General features: G+C 27.7%; 22 protein-coding genes. 1 reads left to right on the top strand and 21 read right to left on the bottom strand.

Annotated elements, in window-relative coordinates; translation table 11 throughout:
* Positions 1 to 216: 216 nt before the first annotated feature.
* From KGF38_RS13815 to KGF38_RS13725, 19 genes are all read right to left on the bottom strand, one after another.
* Entirely contained in the window at positions 217 to 1,191 is a 975-nt protein-coding gene (locus KGF38_RS13815; RefSeq protein ID WP_074178253.1) for a glycoside hydrolase family 73 protein, read from the bottom strand.
* Between the two features lie 108 nt (positions 1,192 to 1,299).
* Positions 1,300 to 2,424 carry a non-hydrolyzing UDP-N-acetylglucosamine 2-epimerase gene (wecB, locus tag KGF38_RS13810; RefSeq protein WP_074178254.1) on the bottom strand — a complete coding sequence of 375 codons (1,125 nt, stop codon included), beginning with the start codon at positions 2,422 to 2,424 and terminating at the stop codon, positions 1,300 to 1,302.
* 59 nt (positions 2,425 to 2,483) lie between these two features.
* Positions 2,484 to 3,569, bottom strand: coding sequence for a glycoside hydrolase family 113 (locus KGF38_RS13805; RefSeq protein WP_074178255.1), 1,086 nt, complete (start codon positions 3,567 to 3,569; stop codon positions 2,484 to 2,486).
* Positions 3,570 to 3,605: 36 nt separating this feature from the next.
* A complete protein-coding gene (locus KGF38_RS13800; protein WP_074178256.1) occupies positions 3,606 to 5,687 on the bottom strand; it encodes a cellulose biosynthesis cyclic di-GMP-binding regulatory protein BcsB in 2,082 nt (693 codons plus the stop codon).
* Between the two features lie 22 nt (positions 5,688 to 5,709).
* A complete protein-coding gene (locus KGF38_RS13795; protein ID WP_054269578.1) occupies positions 5,710 to 6,966 on the bottom strand; it encodes a glycosyltransferase in 1,257 nt (418 codons plus the stop codon).
* A 48-nt stretch (positions 6,967 to 7,014) separates the two neighbouring features.
* Positions 7,015 to 8,676 (bottom strand): DUF2334 domain-containing protein, encoded by a 1,662-nt coding sequence (locus KGF38_RS13790; protein WP_074178257.1) that lies wholly within the window; start codon positions 8,674 to 8,676, stop codon positions 7,015 to 7,017.
* The gene (locus KGF38_RS13785) at positions 8,669 to 9,517 is read right to left on the bottom strand and encodes a diguanylate cyclase domain-containing protein (RefSeq protein ID WP_054269576.1); all 849 of its coding nucleotides are present in this window, start codon (positions 9,515 to 9,517) and stop codon (positions 8,669 to 8,671) included. The genes KGF38_RS13790 and KGF38_RS13785 overlap by 8 nt, the downstream gene beginning before the upstream one ends.
* A 312-nt stretch (positions 9,518 to 9,829) precedes the next feature.
* Complete coding sequence (locus KGF38_RS13780; RefSeq protein WP_054269575.1) at positions 9,830 to 10,882, bottom strand: ABC transporter substrate-binding protein; 1,053 nt, start codon at positions 10,880 to 10,882, stop codon at positions 9,830 to 9,832.
* Positions 10,882 to 11,556 carry an ABC transporter permease gene (locus KGF38_RS13775; protein WP_003432155.1) on the bottom strand — a complete coding sequence of 225 codons (675 nt, stop codon included), beginning with the start codon at positions 11,554 to 11,556 and terminating at the stop codon, positions 10,882 to 10,884. The genes KGF38_RS13780 and KGF38_RS13775 overlap by 1 nt, the downstream gene beginning before the upstream one ends.
* 104 nt (positions 11,557 to 11,660) lie before the next feature.
* On the bottom strand, positions 11,661 to 12,497 hold the full coding sequence (locus KGF38_RS13770) for an ABC transporter permease (protein WP_021383784.1): 837 nt from the start codon (positions 12,495 to 12,497) through the stop codon (positions 11,661 to 11,663).
* Position 12,498: 1 nt separating this feature from the next.
* Positions 12,499 to 13,542, bottom strand: coding sequence for a spermidine/putrescine ABC transporter ATP-binding protein (gene potA, locus KGF38_RS13765; protein WP_054269574.1), 1,044 nt, complete (start codon positions 13,540 to 13,542; stop codon positions 12,499 to 12,501).
* 18 nt (positions 13,543 to 13,560) lie between these two features.
* Positions 13,561 to 14,100: a helix-turn-helix domain-containing protein gene (locus KGF38_RS13760; RefSeq protein ID WP_021383760.1), complete on the bottom strand. Its 540-nt coding sequence runs from the start codon at positions 14,098 to 14,100 to the stop codon at positions 13,561 to 13,563.
* A gap of 436 nt (positions 14,101 to 14,536) precedes the next feature.
* Positions 14,537 to 15,226 (bottom strand): YczE/YyaS/YitT family protein, encoded by a 690-nt coding sequence (locus KGF38_RS13755; protein WP_054269573.1) that lies wholly within the window; start codon positions 15,224 to 15,226, stop codon positions 14,537 to 14,539.
* Positions 15,227 to 15,557: 331 nt separating this feature from the next.
* On the bottom strand, positions 15,558 to 16,223 hold the full coding sequence (locus KGF38_RS13750) for an amino acid ABC transporter permease (RefSeq protein ID WP_075050855.1): 666 nt from the start codon (positions 16,221 to 16,223) through the stop codon (positions 15,558 to 15,560).
* A 9-nt stretch (positions 16,224 to 16,232) separates the two neighbouring features.
* On the bottom strand, positions 16,233 to 17,033 hold the full coding sequence (locus KGF38_RS13745; protein ID WP_054269571.1) for a transporter substrate-binding domain-containing protein: 801 nt from the start codon (positions 17,031 to 17,033) through the stop codon (positions 16,233 to 16,235).
* 418 nt (positions 17,034 to 17,451) lie between these two features.
* Entirely contained in the window at positions 17,452 to 19,332 is a 1,881-nt protein-coding gene (locus KGF38_RS13740) for a CotH kinase family protein (RefSeq protein WP_074178258.1), read from the bottom strand.
* Between the two features lie 16 nt (positions 19,333 to 19,348).
* On the bottom strand, positions 19,349 to 20,023 hold the full coding sequence (locus tag KGF38_RS13735; RefSeq protein ID WP_407812130.1) for a DUF4956 domain-containing protein: 675 nt from the start codon (positions 20,021 to 20,023) through the stop codon (positions 19,349 to 19,351).
* A 77-nt stretch (positions 20,024 to 20,100) separates the two neighbouring features.
* Complete coding sequence (locus tag KGF38_RS13730) at positions 20,101 to 20,790, bottom strand: polyphosphate polymerase domain-containing protein (RefSeq protein ID WP_054269568.1); 690 nt, start codon at positions 20,788 to 20,790, stop codon at positions 20,101 to 20,103.
* 400 nt (positions 20,791 to 21,190) lie between these two features.
* A complete protein-coding gene (locus tag KGF38_RS13725) occupies positions 21,191 to 21,778 on the bottom strand; it encodes a LysE family transporter (RefSeq protein ID WP_054269567.1) in 588 nt (195 codons plus the stop codon).
* 106 nt (positions 21,779 to 21,884) lie between these two features.
* On the opposite strand from KGF38_RS13725, the gene KGF38_RS13720 reads away from it, so the two are divergent.
* Positions 21,885 to 22,772 (top strand): LysR family transcriptional regulator, encoded by an 888-nt coding sequence (locus tag KGF38_RS13720; RefSeq protein ID WP_074178259.1) that lies wholly within the window; start codon positions 21,885 to 21,887, stop codon positions 22,770 to 22,772.
* Between the two features lie 53 nt (positions 22,773 to 22,825).
* Here the strand turns inward: KGF38_RS13720 and KGF38_RS13715 are convergent, their stop codons facing one another.
* Together KGF38_RS13715 and KGF38_RS13710 are read right to left on the bottom strand one after the other, a co-directional pair.
* Positions 22,826 to 24,688 carry an ABC transporter ATP-binding protein gene (locus KGF38_RS13715; RefSeq protein WP_074178260.1) on the bottom strand — a complete coding sequence of 621 codons (1,863 nt, stop codon included), beginning with the start codon at positions 24,686 to 24,688 and terminating at the stop codon, positions 22,826 to 22,828.
* Positions 24,689 to 24,723: 35 nt separating this feature from the next.
* Positions 24,724 to 26,451, bottom strand: a complete 1,728-nt coding sequence (locus KGF38_RS13710) for an ABC transporter ATP-binding protein (RefSeq protein WP_074178261.1) — start codon at positions 26,449 to 26,451, stop codon at positions 24,724 to 24,726.
* Positions 26,452 to 26,484: the final 33 nt, after the last annotated feature.

The raw sequence follows: 26,484 nt of genomic DNA, 5'->3' as shown, positions 1-26,484 counted from the left end.
GTTATCAAAATATCTGGCTTTATGGTTTGTTTCTTGTTTTATAAATTAACCTACTGTTTAATTTTCAAAGTTCATTTTGTTCTCTTTCGAGTACAGTAATAATAATATCACCTTTCAAATAACAAGTCAATACATTTTTTTAGTTTTTTTTACAATTTTTCTATTCTTTTGCAAAGAATAATATTCTCCTGTTATATTTTCATATGAAGTTAATAATTATTTTGTTTCTACTTTATTATCTATAAGTTGCAAATTGTAACTTCTAATAACTTCTATTAATAGTTCTGCATATATGCGATTTCCTTTTTTATCTTCAGCTGTACTATACCCTGCATTTTCTAATGCTTGTGCTTGACTAATATAATCTTTTGCCTCAAACAAACCATGCTTTCTATATCTTTTGTTATCAACTAAAAACAAGCTATGGTCTCTAACAGAATCCTGTAATGAATTATATGACCTGAAATTTGCTACTATTTTCTCATTATAATGTTCTGAAGTTGAAATTTCTACTTTCTTTCCTTTCCATGCTTTGTCTGCTTTTATCCCAAATAAATTATTACTCTGCTTTGTAAGTTTAGAGTTTCCCCATCCAGATTCTAATATAGCTTGTCCTATTGTTATTGATGGCAGTATTCCATAATCAATATACTCTCTTATAGCTGAATCTTCTAGTTTTTTTATAAATTTAATTTTTTCATCACTATTATTTAATTCTTTATTTCCAAGATACGTGTATTCTAAATCCTTCATATATTTTTTTGCTCTACTTTTTTGAGAAGAGTCAAATTTTAATTCACTCAATACTTTAGTAAATTTCTTTACTTTATATACATCCTCTCCCTTATCATTTTTATCTTCTATTATAAACTTTTTCCCTATATTTAATGTGTCTTTCTTTTTTATGTTACTTAAATCTTCATCATGTATTACCATATCTATAGCAAGCAATTCCTTCCAACTTAATTGGACTTTACTATCACCTGCTTCATCAGCTACATCCATATAGTATTCAATTTTAGTACTTTCTATATCTCTTATTTTATATAATTCCTCAAAATACTTCGTTATATTAAAAACAGCAATTATACTTGCTATTATGCATACGGTAATAAAAATTTTTTTTAATAGAAGCTTTATTCTCCTTACACTTTTATTTCTACCTAAGTTTTTTATGGTTTTTCTAGCCATATTACTCCCCCTTAAAAATGGTATTACTTATGTTATCACAGATTTTATATCAAGTGGACAATAATTTTAATTCTTCCCACTATAAATTTAAAATTAAATAAACAAAAACTAATTTAGATATTTACAATTTAATTTCTTCATTATTATGTCCACTATATATTTACTTGCTTTTCCATCCCCATATGGATTAGATGCTTTACTCATCTGATTATAACTCTTTTTATTTATTAATAAACTACTCACTGAATTATATATTCTATCTTCATCAGTACCTACTAATTTAAGTGTCTTAGCTTGAATCCCTTCAGTTCTTTCTGTTTTATCACGTAACACAAGGACTGGTTTACCTAACGATGGAGCTTCTTCCTGTATTCCTCCACTATCAGTCATTATCATGTATGATTTATTTAAAAAATTATGAAAATCAACCACTTCTAAAGGTTCTATAATATGAATTCTTTTATGAGATTTTCCAAATACTTTATCCGCTATATTACGTATCTCAGGATTTAAATGTATAGGATATACTATTTGTACATCTTCAAAGTCATCTACTATTCGTTTTACAGCTTTGAATATATTTTTCATAGGATTTCCCAAGTTTTCTCTTCTATGAGAAGTCAATAAAATCATCCTGTCATTACCAATCTTATCAATTATAGGATGATTATAGTCTTCTTTTATTGTCATACGCAAAGCATCAATTGCAGTATTACCAGTTACAAATATACTATTTTTAGGCTTTCCTTCATAAATCAAGTTTTTTCTAGCCAAATTAGTAGGGGCAAAGTGTATATCAGCAATAACACTTGTAAGTTGTCTATTTAATTCCTCTGGAAATGGAGAATATTTATCATAAGTTCTAAGTCCAGCTTCTATGTGACCAACAAAGATTTTATTATAGAATGCAGTCAAACTAGTGGCTAGAGTTGTTGTCGTATCTCCATGAACTAATATTATATTTGGATTTTCCTTATTTATAATTAATGGAAGTTCCTTTAAAATTTTGCATGTTATATCATTTAAGCTTTGCCCTTTCTTCATTATATCCAAATCATAGTCTACATTTATGTTGAATGTTTCTATAACTTGGTCAAGCATTTCTCTATGTTGAGCTGTAACACATACAATACTTTTTATATGTTCTCTATCTTCAAGTTCCTTTATTAAAGGAGCCACTTTAATAGCCTCAGGTCTAGTTCCAAATACAGTCATAACCTTGATGTCATTCATTTGTATCTCTCCTAATCATACATTTAATTTATACAAATACTAATATTTACATAACAAAACTATTCATACCAAGACTTAATAACCTTTATACTTTCCTTTGATGGGTAAAAAAATTTTTCTTCATCTATTTTACCTACACAAAATATAGAAAAACCATTTATCCAGTCCTCATTTTCAAAAACTTTTTTATATGCCTCAAAGCATCTTGCTTGCTCTTCATCATTTATAACCTCTGAAGGAATATGATTCCAAGGTTGAGAACTTGCATTTTCTCTATTTGAAAAACCTAGTTCTCCAAAAAATATTGGTTTTCCATGAACTTTATAAAGATTATATATTTCTTCTTTTATATTCTGTCTTCTATTATTTACAGTAGATGAATGTAATGCAGAAACTAGTTCATCCACTGTATTAATAGGTTTATTACTTAATTCAAAATACGCTGCTATAGATATAAAATCTAACTTATCAAAAAAATTATTATTTAGTTTTTGTTCATAGGATAGCTTACTATTTAAGTCATCTTTTTTTGTATACCACCAATTAGTCCTGTATGTTACAAGCCCATCAAATTTTGATTGTACAAAATCTATTATTTCACTCCAATTTTTCTGATATTCTTCTAAATGTACCAAATTAGAACCTATATTTAAAACATTTACATCTAAAGGATTTGCTACATCTATTATAAGTTCATTTAATATAGTATTTTGCCATGTATAAAAAAATCGCTCTTTATTTCTAGGATTCCAGTCGGTCTCATATAATTCACCATTTTCTATCCACGGATACGCTTCTAATATTGTTGAAATACCTTTTTTGTTTAGTTTTTTTATTAGTTTAATTGCTTTTTCTTTACTACTATTATCTATTGTCATAATATCAGAATTAATTTCATCTACATTTATAATTATAGGTACATTTACTGTATTCAATCCTAGTTTATCTATATCCTTCATAACTTGTTTTATTTCATAGTCTACAGATAAATTGGCTGATTTAATCTTGCCATCATATTGATTATTTATTGAACTTTTATCTCTTAACTCTGTACCTATAAAGTAGATTATAAATATAAAAATTAAAACCATTACTGAGATTAAAATATTTCTTTTTAATTTAAATTTATTTATATATTTATTCAAATTATATACCTCTTTTAAAATAATAGATTTATCATATTATCTTCTTTTATACTTTTTTATATATAACATTGACAATACTGCCACTACAATTATAGTAATAAAAGAAATTATTAAAAATGCTTTAGTTGTCTTACTAATACTAATGTCATTATTTGAAACTTTTACTTCTTTATTTACTTTTAAATTATAAGATAAATCTTCTACTTCTCCATATTCATCAATTGTTATTGTATCTCCTTTTAAATCATTAACTTTACTTTTGTTTAATAAATAATCCATTCCTAAATATAAGTTTTTTTCATTTATCGAACTAATTACCAGGATATTTTTTTGATTATTATAAGGTGATTTTATCAATTGAATTGCAGAAATATCTTTTCCATAACCATCAATAAAACTTATCTTATCATTTGATAAAAATGTGGAGTAGCTTTTGTTAAACTTTATATTTAAATTATCATTTAACATCTGTATAATGGAATTATTAAGTGGCACCCCAAAAACTATAATATTGGTATCTTTATATTTGTCATTAAATTCTTTTCCTCTAATTACATTTATGTTTCCTTTATAGGAATTTATACTTGCACCTAAATTAACTCCTAATCTAGACATCCAAGTCATAGCTTGTGAACCTGAATAATCTGGCATTATTACAGTTAAATCATTAAATTCATCATCTTTAACAAATGGATATGGATAACTTTCAAAAGACAAGGATTCCTTATCTTTTGTAGATAACTCCAAATAAGAACTATTTAATACGTATGCCCAAGGATTATTACTTTCCCTTGTAATACAATTCTGATTTTTTATACTCAAATTAAATGCCAACTTAACTTGATAGTAGTCTTTATTATCTATATCTTTGGGTATTTTTAATTCTAGTTTATCGTTATTAGAATGTGACCTATCCAATTTTTTACTTCCCACAACAACATCATTTATGGATACTGTAACCAAAGATTTTTCAAAATCCAAATTATCAGAATATCTTAAATTTAAAACAATCTTTGAACCATAATCTAATATCTTACCCTTTGGTATTTTGACATCGAACAAAGCTTGTTGATTAAATGCACCTTCTAACAAAAAATCTGAATAACCTAAGTCCTTTAGTGTCAAATGACTTAAATTTAGCTCTTGTTGCTCATTAGTTTTTACATTAGTGTTTTTGTTTACAATTACTGATGATGATAGCACTTGATTAGAGAGTTTATTTTCTACCAATAAATTTGATGCCTTTATTAAGTCCTCTTCATTACTGCCAATTATCACCATCATCTTCTTATTCTTATTATAAGGGGAATCTACTTGTTTAATTATACAATTTGAAGATAATAGGGTTTGTTCCTTTGTGCTTAAAATATTCAAAATTTCTTCTGCTGTATTTTCAGGTTTACCAACATATATAATATTATCTTCAGACCAATTTTTCATTTCTGAATATAGTTTAACATTAAGTTTTAAGTTATCATTTTTTGTTGTTTTTCCAAATTCTGAAGCTAGATTGAACACAGCTGTAGATTCTCCCCTAGTCATATTGTCTGGGACTACCATAGTTGTGTCCAAATTAAGCTTATCTTCAACTTCTGAATATGGATATGGATATTCACTTATTGAATTTCCCATATTTTTCTGCGTATATCTAATTGAAGTATATGATTCTTTATGAATAACCATCCAATTTCCAGTATTGGAATCATCCTGACAAATTTTATCAGATATTGTTTTATATGATTTTATTTTTATTTCATTATAACCTTGGATTATATAGTCTTTTGGTACTAGTACCTCTAGTGTATTTTTATAATCAGTCTTAGCATTTAATTTAATGGATTTTATTGGTACATTATTTATTAAAACGGTTAGGCTAGAAACATCTCCATTTAATATTTGACTCTTACTAAAATTAAGGTGTAATAAGACTTCCTCAATATCCCAATTTTTATTTACCTCAAAAAAGGTACTATTACTTCCTATAACTCCATCTATAGTGATGTCTCTTTCAAACTTATAGTTTTTAACTTTAGTCTCATCAGCCTTTACTTCATTTACAAGCAATATATTTGAAAAAAACAATACTAAAGATATAATTGATATAACAAATTTTTTCATGCTAGTTCCTCCTGTACATGAATCAAAATCTTTCTGTCTTATACCATTTAACTTCTCTTTTAAAAATTACATCTTTTAAATACTCTATCATTCCCTTTATAGCTACAAACAGCCATAGTTGAGAGTATGTAAAATACATTATTGCAACTATGAATATATTTTCTAGTGTCGCTTCACCTTTTTCTATGCTTAGGCTTATACTTACCTCTATGATAAATAGAAGATATGATAGTATCCATATTATAAAAAAGTTAATTGGAATTGAAATCTCTATTAGTTTAGATATACTTAAAATAAATAAAATATCCGATATAATGACAGATGTTAAGAACAAAAAATATACAGAAAAAAAGTAGGCTATATCAAATACAATTTTATTTTTTCCCTGTTTAAATATATTTCTTATATATTTCATTAAGACATATATATTACCTTTTGCCCATCTGGTACGTTGCTTTATCCATACCTTAACAGTTTCTGGTTCTTGTTCCCACGTTATAGACTGTGGTACAAGTTTTATCTTATATCCCAATTTATATATTCTAAAGCTAATTTCTGTATCTTCTGCAATTGCTTTACTATCCCACCCTCCAATCTCTTCTATGATACTTTTTCTCAATATAAAGTTAGTTCCTGGTATTGTACATAGATTAAATAATTCCCATCTACCAGCTTGTGACATCCATTGAAAACTTAGCGTTTCTATATTTATGAATTTGGTTAATAGATTTTTATTTTTATTTCGAGTCCTGAATTTTCCAATAACAGCTCCTAATTCATCATCCATTACTATTGTTTGTATTAAATATCTAAGTGCATTTCTATCTGGTGTGTTATCTGCATCATAAACTGCTATAAACTCTCCTTTAGAAATGGTATATCCAATATTCAATGCATTTGATTTTCCTTTTCCTCCAGTTAAATTGTCTGTATTTATTATGGTAAAATTATAATTATTATACTTATTTTTTATATCTTCTAAAATATCTTTACTATTATCAGATGAGTTATCATTTATAACAATGAGTTCCATTTTATCTTTAGGATAATTAAGTAGTAATAAGGATTCCACAGTTTTGCCTATTACCTTAGCTTCATTGTGAGCAGGCACAAGTATTGATACCATAGGATATTCATCAATTTTTTTTACTTCTTTATTAAAATTTTTAAAGTAAAATATATAACCACCCATAGCCAAAATAATATTTATAAGCAATAAAGACCATATACTAAATAAGCTAAATATAAATAAACACTCTGATATATTTAAATCTCTCATAAATTTCTCCTAAAATTTTTTTAAACATATATTCTAATATAAAATCATTTATTTTAAAAATTTCTTTTTATCTATTTTCTTAAAATATATAAATATAATCACAAATATTAAAACACTTACAGATACTATTAATATTAAAATTTTACTAATACTAGATATAGACTTAAATCTAGTGTCATCTTCAGTATTTTCTTCTAAATTCCTATCATAAGTTACTTTAATTTCATCTCCAACATTTCTTATTTGTATTTCATCAATTCTTACCCAATTATCAAAATCTCTTAAGTTCATAAATTTTATATTTTGTTTTTCTAGATATTCTATTGTGTATTTTAAATACTCTGTATCCAAATATGAATGAAAAAAGAATCCTCCACTAAACCCTCTAACAATAGATACTTTATCTAGTTTTTCTTTGATATCTTGAAAAGTAAAATTATCTTCTGGGTCTATATATCCTAAATTTTCAGGTATAAATATATTAAATTCTTCTGTATCCCTAATAACATAAGGATACGTATTAGTACTAAATTTTTTATCATTATTTTGATGTTGACCTACATAAGTAGAAAAATACTTTTTTAACTCTTTGTATCCCTCAGATTCTATCGCATAATGTGGTGCTTCAAACGCAAGGGGATAAATTCCATTTTCTATACATATTCTAAGGCCACTCAACACTCTATTTTTTACAAACACTTCCATGTCTTCATTTAAAGGTGCATCCTTTTCTCCATCCCAAAATTCATACCCTTCTCCAGTAACTTCTTCTTTTTTGTATTGATGAGTATATCCATGTAATATCACTGTGCCGCCCTTATCTTGCATATATTTTACTGCTTTTACAACCTCAGGACTTTCTGATAAAGTAATTATTTTATGATTTTTAGGGTTTACATAAGCTGGTATTAATGCAATTGCAAATGGTATATCCTTACTACTTAAATAATCAGCTATATCTACAAGGTTTTTGGGGTCTCTAAAAGCATGTACATCTTCTATTCTTACAAATATACTTCCCTTATCAAACTTTTTAATATTAAAAATATCGTTCAGTGAATCACAAAATATATAAAATAAAACACCATCTAAATCCAATTTTGATACATAAAAAAGATTTTTATCATTTATTATATATGGATACTTATTTAATGTATCATCAATACTCCCTATTACTTTATTACTTACTTCTTTTGATTTCACAAGATTAAACAAATAGTGTTCATCCAAATTGTATGATTTGCCCTTATAATTTACACTAACTATGTTATTTGTTTTTCCCAAATACTCTAAATTATACTTTTTGTATTCTAAAAGATTTTCTATCCCATGCCCTAACCAACATATATTACCTTTATATGAATCTAATGCACTAAGTAAATATTTAGTTTTTTTGTCATTATCATATGAATTTTCATTAATTCCTATAATAAATACATGACTATAATAGTTTTTATTTATTTCATCATCATAATCACTTAATTTTAATAAATCAATATCTGAACTAAATCGACCCAATAGTGTCCTCATAATTTTTAAAATATCTCTATTATAAGCTGTTTCCTTCTTAGAATCATATATGACTAAAACCTTATTTCTATTAGATGTAATTTCTGTTGCATGTGAAGACAGATTAAAGTTTGATATTATTAATACTATGAATAATATAATTACTACTTTTAATAAATTTTTATTGAACGTTTTAAACATCGTATTGTAATTCCTCTTCAACTATATTCTTAAAATTTATACTATCTCCAAAGCTATCTTTATACTCTAAAAATGCAATTTTTACATCTATATTTACATATTGTCCTTTATTGTTTAAGTCTAAATTTAGTTCTCTTATCTTTTTATTTATTCTGTCTTTAACAACTTTTGAACCTTCTAAGGATGTACTTGGCATTAATATACCTATCATGTCTTTCTGTAAACTATAAATTATATCCTCATTTCTTGTACATTCTATAATACTTGAACTGATATGTTTTACTATTTTATTAGTCTTATTTTCACCAAATATCGTCTGTAGATTTCCGTAATACGGCAATTTTACTATCATAAGAGAAAAATTAGTATTATGTCTAATAGATTTACTTATCTCCATATTTACATCATTATAAAAAATCTTTAGATTTCTAAGTCCAGTTTCACTATCAATAGTCACTAACTCTTTATACTGTTCAGATAACTTTGTGTTTATATGTTGTAATTCATTTATATTTTTATTTAAATTTCCCATTATAATTGAAGAGATTGGTATTGCTATTATCCACATATATGATAAAAACTCAACATCTATATTGTGAGTAATACTGTTATATAAGATATAGGATGTATACATAAATATAATTATTGAACTTGTTATCAATCCTACTACTGAGTTTGATAAATAAGTTAACATTATTATGAAAAAAATTACTGCAAGCATTATAAATACATTCAATTTGTTTTCTGTTCTAATAGATAATATTACTATTCCAACAATTAAAAACATAAAAACTAGCAAACTCAATATTAATAAATCTATTTTTTTATTTACCCTATTCATTTTTATAAATTTACACCTCCAATTATTCTATTAAGTTGCCCATTTTTTCTAATTATTATTAAAGTCATTATACAAATAAACTTTTTACCTATTAATAATGTTAATTAAGTTGTATATCAATATAATTTAATAAAAAAACAAGCAAATACTCGACATTAAAGTCATGAATTTGCTTGCTTTTGTGATTATTATTATAAAAGATTCAAAACATGTATATAGTATTGGCAAAAAATAAAACTGTTCAATAATTAGAAAATTAATTTCTAAATAAGAACAGTTTTATTAAGTAAATATAATTAAATCAACAAAACTCTACTTTGATTTTAATTCTATCCAAGCCTTGTCATATAATTTTATATTTTCACCAATATCCTCAAAAGTTTCACATTTATTAAGTACTTCTTTAGATGGATATGCAACAGGATTATTAGTTATTTCTGGGTCTAATAATTTTAGAGCTCCTGTATTAGGTGTTGAATATCCGATATACTCAGCATTTATTTTTGCATTTTCTGGGTCTAGTAAAAAGTTTATAAATAACTCAGCTTCTTTTTTATTTTGTGCTGTTGTAGGTACACACATAGCATCTACCCATTTATTAGTACCTTCTTTAGGTATTGCATAATCAAGGTCAGGATTTTGGTCCATCAATGTAACTGCATCTCCAGAATACAACATACCCATTGCTACTTCTCCACCAAGCAATCTATCCTTACCTTCATCATTTACATAGGCCAATACTAAATCCTTTTGTTTCATTAAAAGATTTTTCGCTTCATTTATTTCTTTTGGATTTACACTATTCATACTGTATCCTAATTTTTTAAGAGTTATACCTATAGTGTCTCTAACAGAGTCAAACATCATTATATTTCCCTTATACTTTGGATTCCAAAGTATATTCCAACTATCTATAGGGTCTTTAACTTCTTTTTTATTGTACAATATCCCAAGAGTTCCCCACATGTATGCAACACTATATTCATTAGTTTCATCATATATAGGATTTAAAAAACTCTTATCTAAATACTTCATATTAGGTATGTTTTTAAAATCCAGTTTTTCCAAAAGACCTTCATTTTTCATTTTTTCTACCATATAATCTGAAGGAAAGACTAAATCGTAGTGTGTACTGCCACTCTTTACTTTTTGATACATCATTTCGTTAGTATCATAAGTTGAATATTGAACATCTATTCCAGTTTCTTCTTCAAACTTATCTATAAGAGATTCATCTATATAATCTCCAACATTATATACGTTTAAAACTTTTGTAGAATCAGTTGCTTTATTACATCCTGTAAATAAAGTAACTGTCATAATACCTATAGATACAAGGGATATTACTTTTTTAAACTTAATCATTATTTAGTCCCCCTTACTATAGATTCTTTTTTATTAGCTAATAAAAGTAATCCTAAAACGACTGCAAACATTATTGTCGATAATGCATTTATTTCAGGTTTTATACCTCTTCTAGCCATTCCATAGATTTCTATAGAAAGATTGCTTACACCATTTCCAGCATTAAAGAAACTTATTATAAAGTCATCTATTGACATAGTAAATGCAATTAAAAATCCAGAAACTATACCTGGCTTTATTTGTGGTAAAATTACCTTTCTAAGAGCATATATAGGTGTCGCCCCTAAGTCCATAGCTGCATCTTCTATATTATCAGGTAATTGCTTCATTTTTGGTAAAACTGAAAGTATAACATATGGCAAACAAAACATTATATGTGCCAATAGCATTGTTGTAAATCCAAATTCCATTTTTACAAACACAAACAGACTCATAAGGGCTACTGCTGTAACTATCTCTGTATTTAAAATAGGAAGATAGTTTACATTTAGTATTAATTTTTTGCTCTTACCTCTCATCTTATGTATTCCTATGGCACTTATAGTTCCTACTATTGTAGATATTACAGATGCTAATATAGCTATTACAATAGTATAATATAAAGCACTCATTATACTCTCATTTTGAAGTAATTGACCATACCACTTCCATGTAAATCCATTCCATCTTGCCATCGATTTTGAATCATTGAAAGAAAATAGTACTAAAGCAAATATGGGTGCATATAAAAATAAGAATACTAATGCTAAATATATATTAGAAGTTATTTTCTTTAATTTTAAAATAGTAACCCACCGCCTTCTTTGTCAGACTCATCTCCAAATTTTGACATTATAGACATCGATATTAATATTACTATCATCATAAATATCGATATTGCTGAGCCAAAGTTCCAATCTCCAACAACTGTAAATTGTTGTTCAATCAAATCTCCAACTAGCATTATTTTACCTCCACCTAACAGTCTTGAAATTGCAAAGGTAGTAACTGCTGGCATAAATACCATAGTTATTCCAGACATTACACCTGGTAAACTCAAAGGAAATATAATTTTTCTAAATACTGTCATATTATTTGCACCTAAGTCATGAGCAGCATTTATCAAATCATTATCCATCTTTGATAGTGCAGTGTATATTGGAAGAACCATAAATGGTAAAAAGTTATATACCATACCTAAAAGTATAGCAAAATTAGTATACAAAATTGCTAATGGCTGTATTCCAAACCAGCCTAAAAATGTATTTAAAAGTCCATTTTTTCCTAATATAGCAACCCATGCATAAGTTCTTAAAAGAAAATTCATCCACATAGGAAGAATAAATAATAATATTAATGAACCTCTTCTACTCACATGAGCTTTTGAAATTATATATGCCACTGGATAACCAACTACAAGGCATATTAATGTCGCTCCTCCTGCTAAAAGAATAGAACGAGCAAATACTTTAATATATATAGGGTCAATTACTTCTTTATAATTTTCAAGTGTAAATGCATAACCTCCACCTGACTCTTTTGTAAAACTGAAAAATACTACTAGTATTAAAGGAATTATTACAAATATCGCACTCCAAACTACATATGGATATGCTAAGAAAGATTTTCTCTTCATCTTAGTTACTCTCTTTTCTCATTATATGAATGTCTTCTGGATATATGTCCATGCCTAGTTCTGTTCCAACCTCAGCATTTTTAGTATTGTGAAGTATCCACAATCTTCCATTCTCATTTAATTCTATCTCATAATGCACTCCTTTAAACACAGTAGATGTAACTTTCCCCTTTAACATTCCTTCTTCTGGCTTTACCATTTTTATATCTTCTGGTCTTATTACCACTTCTATATTTTCGTTTTTTTCAAATCCTTTATCAACACATTCAAAATCCCTATTACAGAAATTAACTTTATAATCTTCTATCATAATTCCATCAAATATGTTACTTTCACCTATAAACTTAGCTACAAATGAGTTTTTAGGTTCATTATATATGTCTTGTGGTGTTCCCATTTGTTGTATCTTACCCTTATACATTACGACAATAGTGTCTGACATAGTAAGAGCCTCTTCCTGGTCATGAGTTACAAACACAAATGTTATTCCTAATTTTTTTTGAATTCTTTTTAATTCTATTTGCATTTCTTGTCTAAGCTTTAAATCAAGTGCTCCAAGTGGCTCATCTAGTAACAATACTTTTGGTTCATTAACTAGAGCTCTTGCTATTGCAATTCTCTGTTGTTGTCCTCCACTTAATGAGTCAACTTGTCGTCTTTCAAAACCTTCTAGTGCAACAAGTTTTAAAACCTCTTTCACTTTAGCATCTATTACATCTTTTGGAGTCTTTTTAATTTTTAGTCCAAAAGCTACATTTTCATATACATCCATATGTGGAAATAAAGCATATTTTTGAAACACTGTATTTACTTGTCTTTCATATGGTGGCAAATTATTTATCTCTTTACCTTCAAATAAAACTTTACCATCATCAGCATACTCAAAACCTGCTATTATTTTTAATGTAGTAGTTTTTCCACATCCACTTGGTCCAAGTAAAGTTAAAAATTCATTTTTCTTTATATCTAAATTGAAATTATCTAAAACCGTAAGTTCTTCATAATGTTTAGATATATCTCTTAATTCTATTATATTTTCTACCAATTATTAAACACCTCTATTCTAAAATGATGGTGGCGTACTTACCCAAATCACTTTTGCTGTCGTTTTACCCTCGTTTGATATATAGTGATTTGCTCTTGGTCTAAAGTAAAAGCTTTCTCCTTTTTTTACTTTATTTTTCTTTTCGCCTATATGAACATATATCGAACCTGCTAATACATATCCAAATTCTTCGCCTTCATGTGGCTTTTCTTCTTTATATTGTCCTCCTGGATACAAAGTTATTATTATTGGCTCCATTTCATTTTTTTGTGAGTTTGGAATTAGCCACTTCAGTTTATATTTTAAATCTTCATCCTCTGTTTCAAACATATCCTCTTTTGTAAAACTAATTCTTTCGTCATCTATTTCATTAAAAAATTCCCTTAAATTCGTACCTAGTATTTCAAGTATATCTATAAGGGTAGCTATGGATGGTGATGTTAAGTTATTTTCTAATTGAGAAATAAATCCCTTTGACAATTCGCATCTATTAGCTAACTCTTCCTGGGTCAGTTGTTTTTCTGTTCTTAATCTTTTTATCTTTTCACCTATATCCATGTTGCACCTCCTAGTTTCTGTTTTATTTTACTAAACATTTTGTTTACTAAACATTGAGTTTAAAATTTCTAAACAACATAGGTAATTATATATAAAATTCGGATATAATACAAGAGTTTTTTTGACATTTTTTTATTTTTTTACTTAGAATAAATACAAGCATTTTAAAGGCTTTGGAAAATACACAATCAAAGGTGTTCATATTAATATTTATAAAGTTTAGTATCTCTAATTATAAATTAATTAATTCATTAAATACATAATAATACTTCTAAAACATAAAAAAGTGTTAAACAAATAAAAAATTGCTAGAAATCTATATTTTATAGTTTCCTAGCAATCCTATTAGCTTAGCCTTCTTTTAATGTTTAAAATTATATATTTAAAAATTTCTTCAAGTTACAACATTTAACCTTTGCTTAAATTTATCATTAAATTACTTAGCTATATTTTGAGCAGCCGTTTTTTTATCCCCACTCATATATAACTTAATAAACTTTATATCATCTACTATAAATCGATGCTTAATCTTACTACAATCTAATTTAAATAAACTAAATACTATCTGTGTAAAATAACCCAATCCAAATGCACTTATTATAGTTCCTATACCAACTTTTCCTCCTAAGAAAAATCCTACTATTAATGCTCCAACTTCTATAGTCCCTCTTATTAAGTTAAGTGATTTTCCAGTTTTCTTTTGAAGTGCAACCATCAGACCATCTCTAGGTCCACTTCCTAAACCACTTCCCATATAAAATACCATTCCAATAGCCAAAAGAATCAATCCTAATATCAACATAATTATTCCTACAAATAAACTATCAGCCTCTGGAATTAACTTACTATACAAAAGCAAATCCATAAAGAATCCAATTAATAGCATATTAAAAACAGTTCCCCATCCTACATTCTCACCAAGAACAACATCAGCTATAACTACTATAGAGCCTACAATTATAGAGGCAGTCCCTATAGTTATTCCTATATGATTTGAAAGACCTTGATGAAACACATCCCAAGGAGATAAACCAAGGTTACAATTTATCGTCAATACTATACCAATTGAACATATAAATAAACCCGCTACTAGCTTTAAAAATTTCCATAATACTTTTTGTAACAAAATCTACCCCTCCTAAACATAATTTAACTACTCACTTTAAATATCAAAAGCCAGCAGTTCTCTTTTAAAAAATCTTACTTTATTAATTTTATAATACACTTCTATGATACATCATTTTATGCTAAATAACTACCACTTTATTACAATTTAGTTACAATTTTTAATTATTTTTTTATTATGGATTTTCTAGTTTCAGCACTTCTCAAATTTAGTCCTATATTTTAAAATTCTTTATTATTTTATTGTTCATAAATAGAATAATAAAATAGAAACCACTTAAATATAATAGGAAATTGTATTTAAATGGTTTCTATTTTATTATGTAATACTATTAATATGCAGAATTTAGTTTTGCTTCTATTTTCTTTTGAACAAGTCCAAATATAAATAAGATAAACCAATATACAAACCCTGCAACTAAGAACGCTTCTAGATATTTATATTTACTACCACCATTATAATTTGCTGCCGCCATTATTTCTATTACCCCTATAGTAAAAGCTAATGAGGAACCTTTAATTAAATCTACAAAATGATTAGATAATGCAGGAATAGCTACTCTTATAGCCTGTGGCATGACTATTCTTCTGAATATTTGCACATTCGTAAGTCCAATGGAAGCTCCTGCTTCATATTGTCCCTTATCTACAGAAGAAATTGCTCCTCTTATAGTCTCTGACATATACGCAGACATATTTATTGATAAAGCAATTATCATTGCAGTAAATGGAGACATATCTACAAGAGCTGGAATAGCTCTTGGTAATCCAAAATACAATGCATACAACTGAACTAGCAGTGGTGTTCCTCTAAAAATTGAGGTATAAACTTTAACAATTTCATTTAATATTTTAACTTTGTTATAGCTTATTAATGCCATTATAGTTGCTATTACTAAAGATAGTACTAGTGATATTAAAGCCATTGTTATTGTTTCTTTAGATGCTATAAATATTTCTGGTAAAATGTTAAACATGAATGATACATCTAAACTCATAAAATTCACCTATCTCTCAATCGTTATATCTTCTCCAAACCATTTTTTAGAGATTTCAGTAAGAGTTCCATCTTTTCTCATAGCCGTTATTGTATCATCAACCTTAGCTTTTAAAGCCTTTGATTCTTCATCTTTTCTAAATGGATACGCATTTATTTCTTCATAAATAGGTTCTCCAACAGAGATAAAATTTGAACCAGCTTTTTTATTTCTAGCAGCTGTTGCAGAAACAGAAATTATCCTTGCGTCAGATCTGCCAAGTTCAAGACCTTCATATGAATCAGCTCCATCATTGAATACTAATTCCATTGAATTATCTTTGTTTTTTTCCTCCATTATCGCTCTTTCAGATGAATTTGCTCCAACTTCGACTTTTTTTCCTTTCAAATCTTCAAGACTTTTTATCTTGTCTTTATCTTCTGGTCTAATAGTTATCATTAGAGGATTATAAGCATATGGTACTGTAAAATCATACACTTCTTCTCTTTCTGGCGTTATACTTATTTGTTGAGCTGCTGTATCTGCCTTACCACTATCCACCATTCCAAGTAATCCACCTGTATCTCCATTATTTACTTCATACTTAATTTCAGAATCTAATCTTTTACCAATTTCATTCCATATATCAATTTCAAAACCTTGCATTTTCCCATCTTCTCTAAAATTAAAAGGATAATACTTTGCTCCTGTAGCTACTGTAATAGTCTTCTTTTCTTCTTTTTTAGGCTCTTCTTTTGTTGAACAGCCTATTGTTAATCCACAAATAACTAACCCTAATGTTAATAAACTTAATGCTCTTTTCCAATACATTAAAATCCCTCCATACTTGATGATATTTTTATTTACATGAATTTAAACTTTATTTATATACCATGATTTAGTTTTATAATTTTTCAACTTACACATCACTCTTTACTTTAATATAAATTGAATTTAAAACATTCATTTTTATGGATATTTCTACAAAATATAAGTTTATTTTCCATTTACCCCAAAACAATCGTATTATACTTTTCATACTTTGTCTAATCGTTTTTTTCTATGTACTTTTTTAATAGAATTAAATTTTACTATATCATTGTAAAATTATAGATGTGCAAAATTACAATGATTATTAATCTAACACTTATAAGAAAATACTTTTTATTAAAAACAAAGATATTAAAATAAAAAAAATACTGTTAAGTAGATATTTACTTAACAGTATCAATATTATTTGTATCTTAACCTATTTTGACTTTATAAATCTTCTTCGGTTTATCTTTGATACACCTACTAGCATAACTGACATGATTATCATTGAAGCTCCACCTAAAATTAATTTAGAGTATGTTGTTGTTTTATTCATAGAGCCGCCTCCTTTATTACCAAAACCCCCTGCTTCCTTTGGATTCCCTTGACTTCTATCTATATTCATATCTCCATTTTTACCATTCATATCACCCTTATCCATATTTCCAATTCCTGGTGGTGTTTTTCCATCCATGCCTTCAGGTGGCTCTGGCATACCACTCATCTTATCATCAGAATTTTCTGTATCTTTACTTTCACTTGAACTATTATCATCAGAAGTTTCCTTAGTTGAAGAAGATTCTCCACTCAATTGAGCTTTTATAGTTTTACTCATATTTTCTGCAACTTCTAAAACTCCTGGTATTGATTTTCCACCTTTACCCATTGCCCCTCCTGACTTTTCATTAGTATCGTCTCCACTTTTATTGTTATTTGTATTATTCTCATTTTCACTATTATCTGTAGTATTATTTTGAGCATCATTATCCGTATTAGTTTTGACTTCGCTTAATGTTAATTCAGCATTAACTTCTTTTTCATTACTTTCATTTTCAAAACTCTTATTTTCATTGTTAGAATCATTATTATTAGATTCTTTATCACCAAATCCCTTATTATCACTAGAATCTTCAATTGAAGATGTTATATTTTTTTCAAATTCTTCATAAGTATAAAATGCTGTTGGGTCTTCCTTTACATATGATGCTATCAAGTCATGTAATTTTGTTGTCATATTTTCTAGATAATCTGAATCCAAGTACTTGGTTACTATTTCTTCTAGATATTCATGGTACTTAGCTTTATATGTATCATTTTTTAATAATGCAGATATTAAAGGTCTATCTTCCAAATTACCTGTTGTAGGTTCATCAATAGCTATAGATTGACTACCTCCACCAAAACCACTAAATCCGCCAAATGACATATTAAAGTCCCATGGCAACATAGAAAATACTCCATCTTTTTCATATAAATAGTAATTATGAGCGAAACTACCTTGATAACTATCAAGATTTAATAAAGCTGTACTTATTGCTATATTTTTGAGGACAGAATCTACATCAAGATATTTTTCAATATCTTCACCTGTATCTAAAGATTTTAATAGTTTTGTAACTTTAGACCAATCAGCCGTTTTCTTGTCACTTTCAACGATTAGATTTGAGTAACTATCTGGGTCATCACCCTCATATTGTAATGAGGCCCCTTCATCTGATTTGTATAAGTCTCCAGTTACATCTCCAAAATTATTTTCAAGATAAGATTCTTTTAACCCTTCTACTGCCAAATATAATCCATGATATTCACCATTTATAGAAACTTTGGCATATGCAAATTCTGGAGTAGCTAATCCCATCTCCTCACAGACACTATAAGTTAAAAATTCTCTCATATAAGATGGGTCAGAATAACAGTTATTAAGGTTTAATTGAGTAAGACCTTCCATACTTTGACTAGTATTATATTTATCGAAATTAATCTTATAGCTATATCTATCACTATCACTATTTGCTACGGATGTAAGACTTGAATTTCCTTTAGTTCTTATACCAACGTTTCCATATGTGTCTCCATTTACAGTTACTTTTGCAACTTTAAATTCTTCTTTTATCGCATTTTCATTCATGTCTTCCAAGTCACTTTCATCTATTTCTATATTAACTTCCATAACCTCATCTCTGTCAAAATATTTTTCAATATATACACTGCTATATAAGTCAACATTTTTATTACCATATGTACTGTAAACTCCAACTACTGCACATAAAAATATAACCATAATCGAGATAAGAAGGGTAAATTTTTTATCTTTCATAAAAGATTACTCCTCTCTATGCTACATAATCACCATTATAACTTACAAGAACTGCATTAGTAACTCCATCTACTTGGCTTAAGTCATTTATAAGACTTGTTTCTCCATCTTTCATTCTTACTTCAAATACCAACTCTATACCTTTTTCTGGTGTAACACTTTTTGATTTTATTTGATATTTAGAAAATACTTTTTTAATTTTATCAGTTGCAATGTCTTCTGAATTCTCATTATTACAATTTACCATCAATATATATGGTGTTTCAGATATTGTTTTGTTTGAAAAGAATATTAGAATCAATCCCATGATTATTGAACCCATAACAGCTAGTGGAATCAAACCTGCACCTAAAACTATACCTGAGCCTAATGACCAAAATAGAAATACCAAATCCATTGGGTCTTTAATTGCTGTTCTAAATCTTACTATAGATAAAGCACCAACCATACCTAGAGATAAAACTACATTTGATGTAACTGCTAATATTACGAAAGTTGTAAGCATTGTAAGTGCTACAAGTGATACATTAAATGGTCGAGAATACATAATCCCCATATAGGTTTTTTTGTAAATCATATATATAAACAAACCTACTAAAAATGCTGAACCTAGAGCTAAAGCACTATCTACAAATGAAAAACCTGATACATTTTCTATAAAACTTGATTTAAAAATATCGTTAAACGTCATAACTAAAATCATCCTTCCTGTTTTTTAATTTTTTTATTTTATTTAGATACTCTTTATATAAGATTTAAATTTCAACCCTATATATACAATCTACTCGATGCATACTTTGAAACTGCTGTAGAAGTAGTTTTATTAATCTGAACCAAATCTTTTATAAAATCTGGTATAAACTCATCATATTTAACTTCCAACACAGTCATATTTTCATCAATAACTGATACTGTTGGCAATTCTTTATTGAATAAATCGACTGAATTTACAGAAGTCTTAATATCACTATCGATTGTAACTCTTACATTTCCAAGTGGATAGACAAAAGCTTCTCTATCATAATCAACTATACTTTTTGCCTCCAATCTTTCACATTTTACTTTTAAATAAAACTCTCTTAATAAGCAGTTTGTCGATTCTTTTAAAAACTCAATGTCATTTTTTAATATCTTCTCTACTTCTTTTTTAGTTAAATTAGCTGATAGTTTTGACGTCATATTATAATGTTTTATTTTCTTCTCCAATTTTATATAAGAAGGGTCATTGTTATAAAATCTTATTCTAAACTTTTCTCTCATTGCAACTCCATTTAACTTATCTAAAAGTGCTTTATCTTCAGGAGTGTCAAAGTATAAACTTCTGATAAGATACTTTCCATCTTTTGATGCATTTCTATCTTTTTTCATTATTGGATAAAGTCTTGATTTTAAAGCTAGGACATCAGCTTCAGTTATTTTGTGTTTCATCTCAAACCTATAGTTTAACTTCTTATTCATTATTATCACCTCTCAATTCATTTAACTATGTTTGATTTATTTTATATTTAGAGTATACTTCACTTGACTTTGTTAAATCTCCGTAAAATAAGTGCATCTTTATGGCATATATGTGGCAAACAAGATTAAGCTGATGAGATATCTATGAATTTATTTATCTAAGTTTTAATAATAAATTACATTTTTATCTGGAAATTAAATTTTATATGGTATTAGATTCTATATAGTCAATGAATAGTTGTTTTAGAAAGCAAAAAAGAAGATGTCACTTATAGATAAATTAAATATTTTAAATAAAAAATCAAGTTTATTATTCAAAATTATATAATCTATAGTTCCATCTTCTAAATTTATAATACTAAATAATTAAATTTATATAATTAAAAATATATATGCTTAATTATGTTAAAATTAGTTTTACTGCGCTCCAAACAAGTACTAGTGCCATAATAATATTGATTACTTTATAATGCTTGTTTATATATTTTTGTAAAATACCTCCTGCTAGAGCCCATGTCAAAGTACCAGATATGCCAACAAGACTACTACAAACTGCTGCTGATAATAAATATTCAACTGACTGTGACACAGGTATTACATACCCTGTATATACAGTAATGGCAAATATTATAATTTTCACATTAACAAACTGCAAAATAAATCCAGTCCAAAAGGATTCTTTCTTCACATCACTATCATTGTTTGGTTTGCTCTTAGCTACTTGTATTGCTAACCAAATAATATAAAGTGCTCCTATGTACTTCATAATACCAGTAATCATTGGTATAAACTTTGATAATTCAAGGCATCCAAGAGCACATATAAACATAATACATATAAATCCCATACTAATTCCTATAACCACTGACTTTCCTTTTTTCCATCCATTATTGCTAATTGTGTTTAATGCAAGAATATTATTAGGTCCTGGTGTAAAACCTGTAACAAATGCATATGGTAAAAAAGATAATAAAACTTCACTCAACACTTGTAATCACTCTCCTTTTATATTATAATACTATAAATTAAACAATAAAAAAAATCGAAATATTTAAATCTATACTTCAATTATATTGAATGAAATGAGGATGAACATGTATTTTAAATACCTACAAACTTTTAAAACTATAATAGAAGAAGGTAGTTTTTCTAAAGCAGCAAATAAACTCAATTACACACAATCAACAATAACATTCCAAGTACAACAATTAGAACAAGAGTTATCTACACACTTATTTGAAAAGATAGGAAGAAAAATGGTTTTAACTAAAGCTGGCAAAAATCTAATACCTTATGTGGATGATGTTCTATGTTCTGTTGATAAAATGAAGAATTTTGGTACTGACTTGTCTGAGCTACGTGGTGATTTACATATCGCAATGGGAGAAACTCTTATTTGTTATAAAATACCTCCTATTTTAAAACATTTTCATGAAATGGCACCAAATGCAAGGCTATTTCTTCGCTCAATGAATTGCTATGATATTAGGAACTCTTTGCTTGCAGGAAGTATTGATTTAGGAATATTTTATAAAGATATTGGAGGCCTAGGAAATTCTATTTCTACCTATACTGTTGGAGAATCACCTTTGACACTAGTCGCATCCCCAAAAGTAAAAAAACAATTTCCTGATTTTATTACTCCAAACCAAGAATTAGATATACCTTTCATAATAGATGAGCCAGCATGTATTTTTAGACAAATGTTTGAATCATATTTGAATGAAAAAAATATTACTCTAGACCATACGATTGAACTTTGGAGTATACCTACTATTAAAAATTTAGTAAAAAATGATATGGGAGTGTCATACCTCCCTACATTTGCAGTAGAAGATGATTTGAAGACAGGAGAACTATGTGCAATAGATACAGAGTTAGATGATAGAAACATTGTAGCAGTATGTGGTCATCATAAAAATAAGTGGATTAGTCCCCTTATGCAATTATTTATTGATTTAGTTGTTTCAAATGAAAAATAGATAGACTTATTTAAAGTAAGTCTATCTATTTCTTATCATATTGATTATTTTAATTACACAACTTCTTCATCGTATTCACTTGAAAATTGGCTATTATAAAGTTCTTCATAAAATCCTTTATTTTCAATAAGTTCTTTGTGATTTCCTTGTTCAATAATAGTGCCTTCTTTCATTACCAATATTAAATCAGCATCACGAATAGTAGATAATCTATGTGCAATGACGAAGCTAGTTCTTCCCTTCATCAAGTTATTCATTGCCTTTTGAATCTCAACCTCTGTTCTAGTATCTACACTAGAAGTTGCCTCATCAAGAATTAACACTGATGGGTCTGAAAGTATTGCCCTGGCAATTGTTAAAAGTTGTTTCTGACCTTGAGATAGATTAGAAGCATCCTCAGTCAATACAGTATCATAACCTTGAGGTAAAGTTCTTATAAAGTGGTCTACTCTTGCTGATTTTGCTGCACTTACAATCTCATCCATTGTAGCGTCTGACTTACTATAAGCGATATTTTCTTTTATACTACCATTAAATAACCATGTATCTTGTAGAACCATTCCAAACATAGTTCTAAGTTCTCCACGTTTTAAGTCTTTTATATTAACTCCATCAATAGTAATTCTTCCACCTTGTATCTCATAAAACCTCATAAGTAAATTTACAAGAGTTGTCTTCCCAGCTCCTGTAGGTCCAACAATTGCAATCTTATCTCCTGCGTTCAATTTAATATTAATGTCTTTCATAAGAATAGAATCATCACTATATCCAAATTTAACATGTTCAAATTCCACTTTACCTTTAGGCATGTTGATAACTTTTGAATCTTCTTTGTCCTTTATTTCTTCAACTTCATCCATAACTTTAAAAACTCTCTCTGCAGATGCAATTGCAGCTTGAAGCATATTTACGATATAAGATATCTCTGTAGTAGGCTCTGATGCTTGATTTACATATTGGATAAACGCCTGTATACTACCAAGAGTCATTGCTCCAGTTGATGCAAATACACCTCCCACAACTGCTATAATAACATACCCAATTTGATTTATAAATCTAATAATTGGAGTTATCGCATATGATGAGAACTGAGCTTTTCTACTCGCATTATAAAGATTTTGATTTAATTCTTTGAAATTTTGTATAGTATCTTTTTCTTTGCTAAATGCCTTGACCACTATTTGACCAGTAAACATCTCTTCTATATTGCTATTTAATTCTCCTAATGCTTTTTGATTTTCTGAAAATCTATTTTGTGATTTTCTTGCAATTATAACAGTAATACCTAAAGAAACAATCAATGTTACAGCTGATACTATTGTAAGTGGTATACTTATGCTTATCATCATTACAATAGAACCAATCACTGTGACCACTGCTGTAATAAGTTGCATTAACCCTTCTTGTAAACTATCTGCTACCTTCTCTAAATCATTTGTAACGATACTAAGTGTTTCCCCTTTTTTGTGAGAATCATAGTACTTAAGAGGAAGCTTATTTAATTTATCACTTAAATCTTTTCTCATGTTAAGAACTAAACTTTGTGCAACCCCTGACATAATATATTGTTGTATATATATAAATACTGCACTAATCAAATACAACCCTAGAAGTATTGATATTATACCTCCCATAGTACTAAAATTCACACTGAATTTTGTACCTGTTTGAATTGCAGTTTTAATCCCATTAAATAATTGGTCAATAGCTTTTCCCATAACCATTGGTGCTAAAACTGTAAGAGCTGAACTTACTAATACTGAGATAAAAATCATTAATAACTTAAATTTTTGTTTTTTCATATATTTCAATAATCTTTTAGTTGTCTTTTTTGCATTTTTAGCTTTTTCTGCTGACATATTATCCTCAAAACTAAGTACATCTATATCTTGTTTTTCTGTTATTTTTTCACTCATATTGCACCTCCAAATACACAGATTGATTCTTCACTCTATGCAAGTTCTTCTTTACTAAGTTGTGAATCTGCGATTTGCTTATAAACTTCACAATTTTCAAGTAACTCTTTATGTTTTCCTATACCTACAATTTCCCCATCATTCAAAACTATAATCTGATTAGCATCCATAATTGTACTTATACGCTGTGCTATAATTATAGCTGATGAATCTTTAATTTCATTCTTCAATGCTTTTCTAAGCCTTTTATCTGTCTTGAAATCTAATGCAGAAAAACTATCATCAAAAACATATATTTCTGGTTTTCTAACTAATGCTCTTGCAATAGATATTCTCTGTTTCTGACCACCAGATAAGTTATTTCCTCCTTGTGCTACGAACGAATCATACTTATCTTCCATATCAGAGATGAACTCATCAGCTTGGGCTATATTTGCAGCATGCTTTACTTCTTCAATACTTGCATCTTCTTTTCCATATCTTATATTTTCTTCTATTGTCCCACTAAATAAAAAGGCTTTTTGTGGTACAAATCCAATCTTGTCTCTAAGTTCTTTTTGTGGCATGTTCTTAATATCTTGACCATTTATAGATATTTCTCCAGATTGAATTTCAAAAAAACGTGGTATTATATTTGCAATAGTGGATTTACCAGAACCAGTGCTTCCTATAATTGCAGTTACTTCTCCAGATTTTGCTTCAAATGTTATATTGTTTAAAATAGGTTCCTCCGACTGGGAATATGAAAAAGTTACATTTTTAAATGCTAAATGACCTCTTTCTGAAGTAATATCTTTATATCCATTTCCATCTACAATTTCAGGTTCTATGTCTAAGATTTGGTTTACTCTATCTGCACAAGCTCCTGCTCTAGGTATATACATAAATACCATTACTCCCATAATTAAATAAAATAATATTAGGATACAATACTCAACTAGTGCCATTATATGACCTATCTCCATATTTCCATTACTTACTCTCATACCACCAAACCAAATTATACTCACTATACCTAAGTTCATTATTAACATTACAACAGGCATAAGTATTGCAAATATTTTATTTATTGAAATTGCTGTTTCAGAATAATCTATTGCAGTTTTATCAAATCTCTTTTTTTCAAAATGACTTCTATCAAAAGCTCTTATAACTCTTACTCCAGTTACTACTTCACGTAATACTCTATTCATATTATCCATCTTTATTTGCATCATTTTAAACAATCGGATAAGTTTTTTACCAACCAAAAATGCAGACAACATGAATAGAAACATTACTGCAACAATAATAATTGTCATTACTTTATCTATAGAATATGCTAAGAATAAACCAGAAACAGTTATAATAGGTGCTGGTAATACCAACTGAATAAACATAAACAAAGATTGACCTATTAAAGTAATATCACTAGTACTCCTAGTAATCATTGAAGCTGTACCTATCTTATTAAAATCCTTTATTGATAAGTCTTGTGATTTTACAAATACTGCCTCTCTGATATCTCTACAAAATACAGATGAGAGATTTGAGGATATTTTGCAAACTAAAACAGCTGATAAGGCTGTTATACCTGCTACCACCAACATCATTATACCTGTCTTTACAATATAATCTATATCTCCCTTTACTACACCATTATTTACTATACTTGCTGTAAGTGTTGGTATATATAAAGTTCCAAGAGTCTGTAAAAATGTAAACATCAGTACTGTAACAATTAAAACTCTATATGGTTTTAAAAAACGAATTAATTTTTTCATACAATCACTCTCCTTTATAGAATATTATGATAA

This window comes from Clostridioides sp. ZZV14-6387, from assembly GCF_020657835.1.
In the GTDB taxonomy this organism is placed as follows: Bacteria; Bacillota; Clostridia; order Peptostreptococcales; family Peptostreptococcaceae; genus Clostridioides; species Clostridioides difficile_A.
This window is presented reverse-complemented; position numbering and strand designations above follow the sequence as displayed.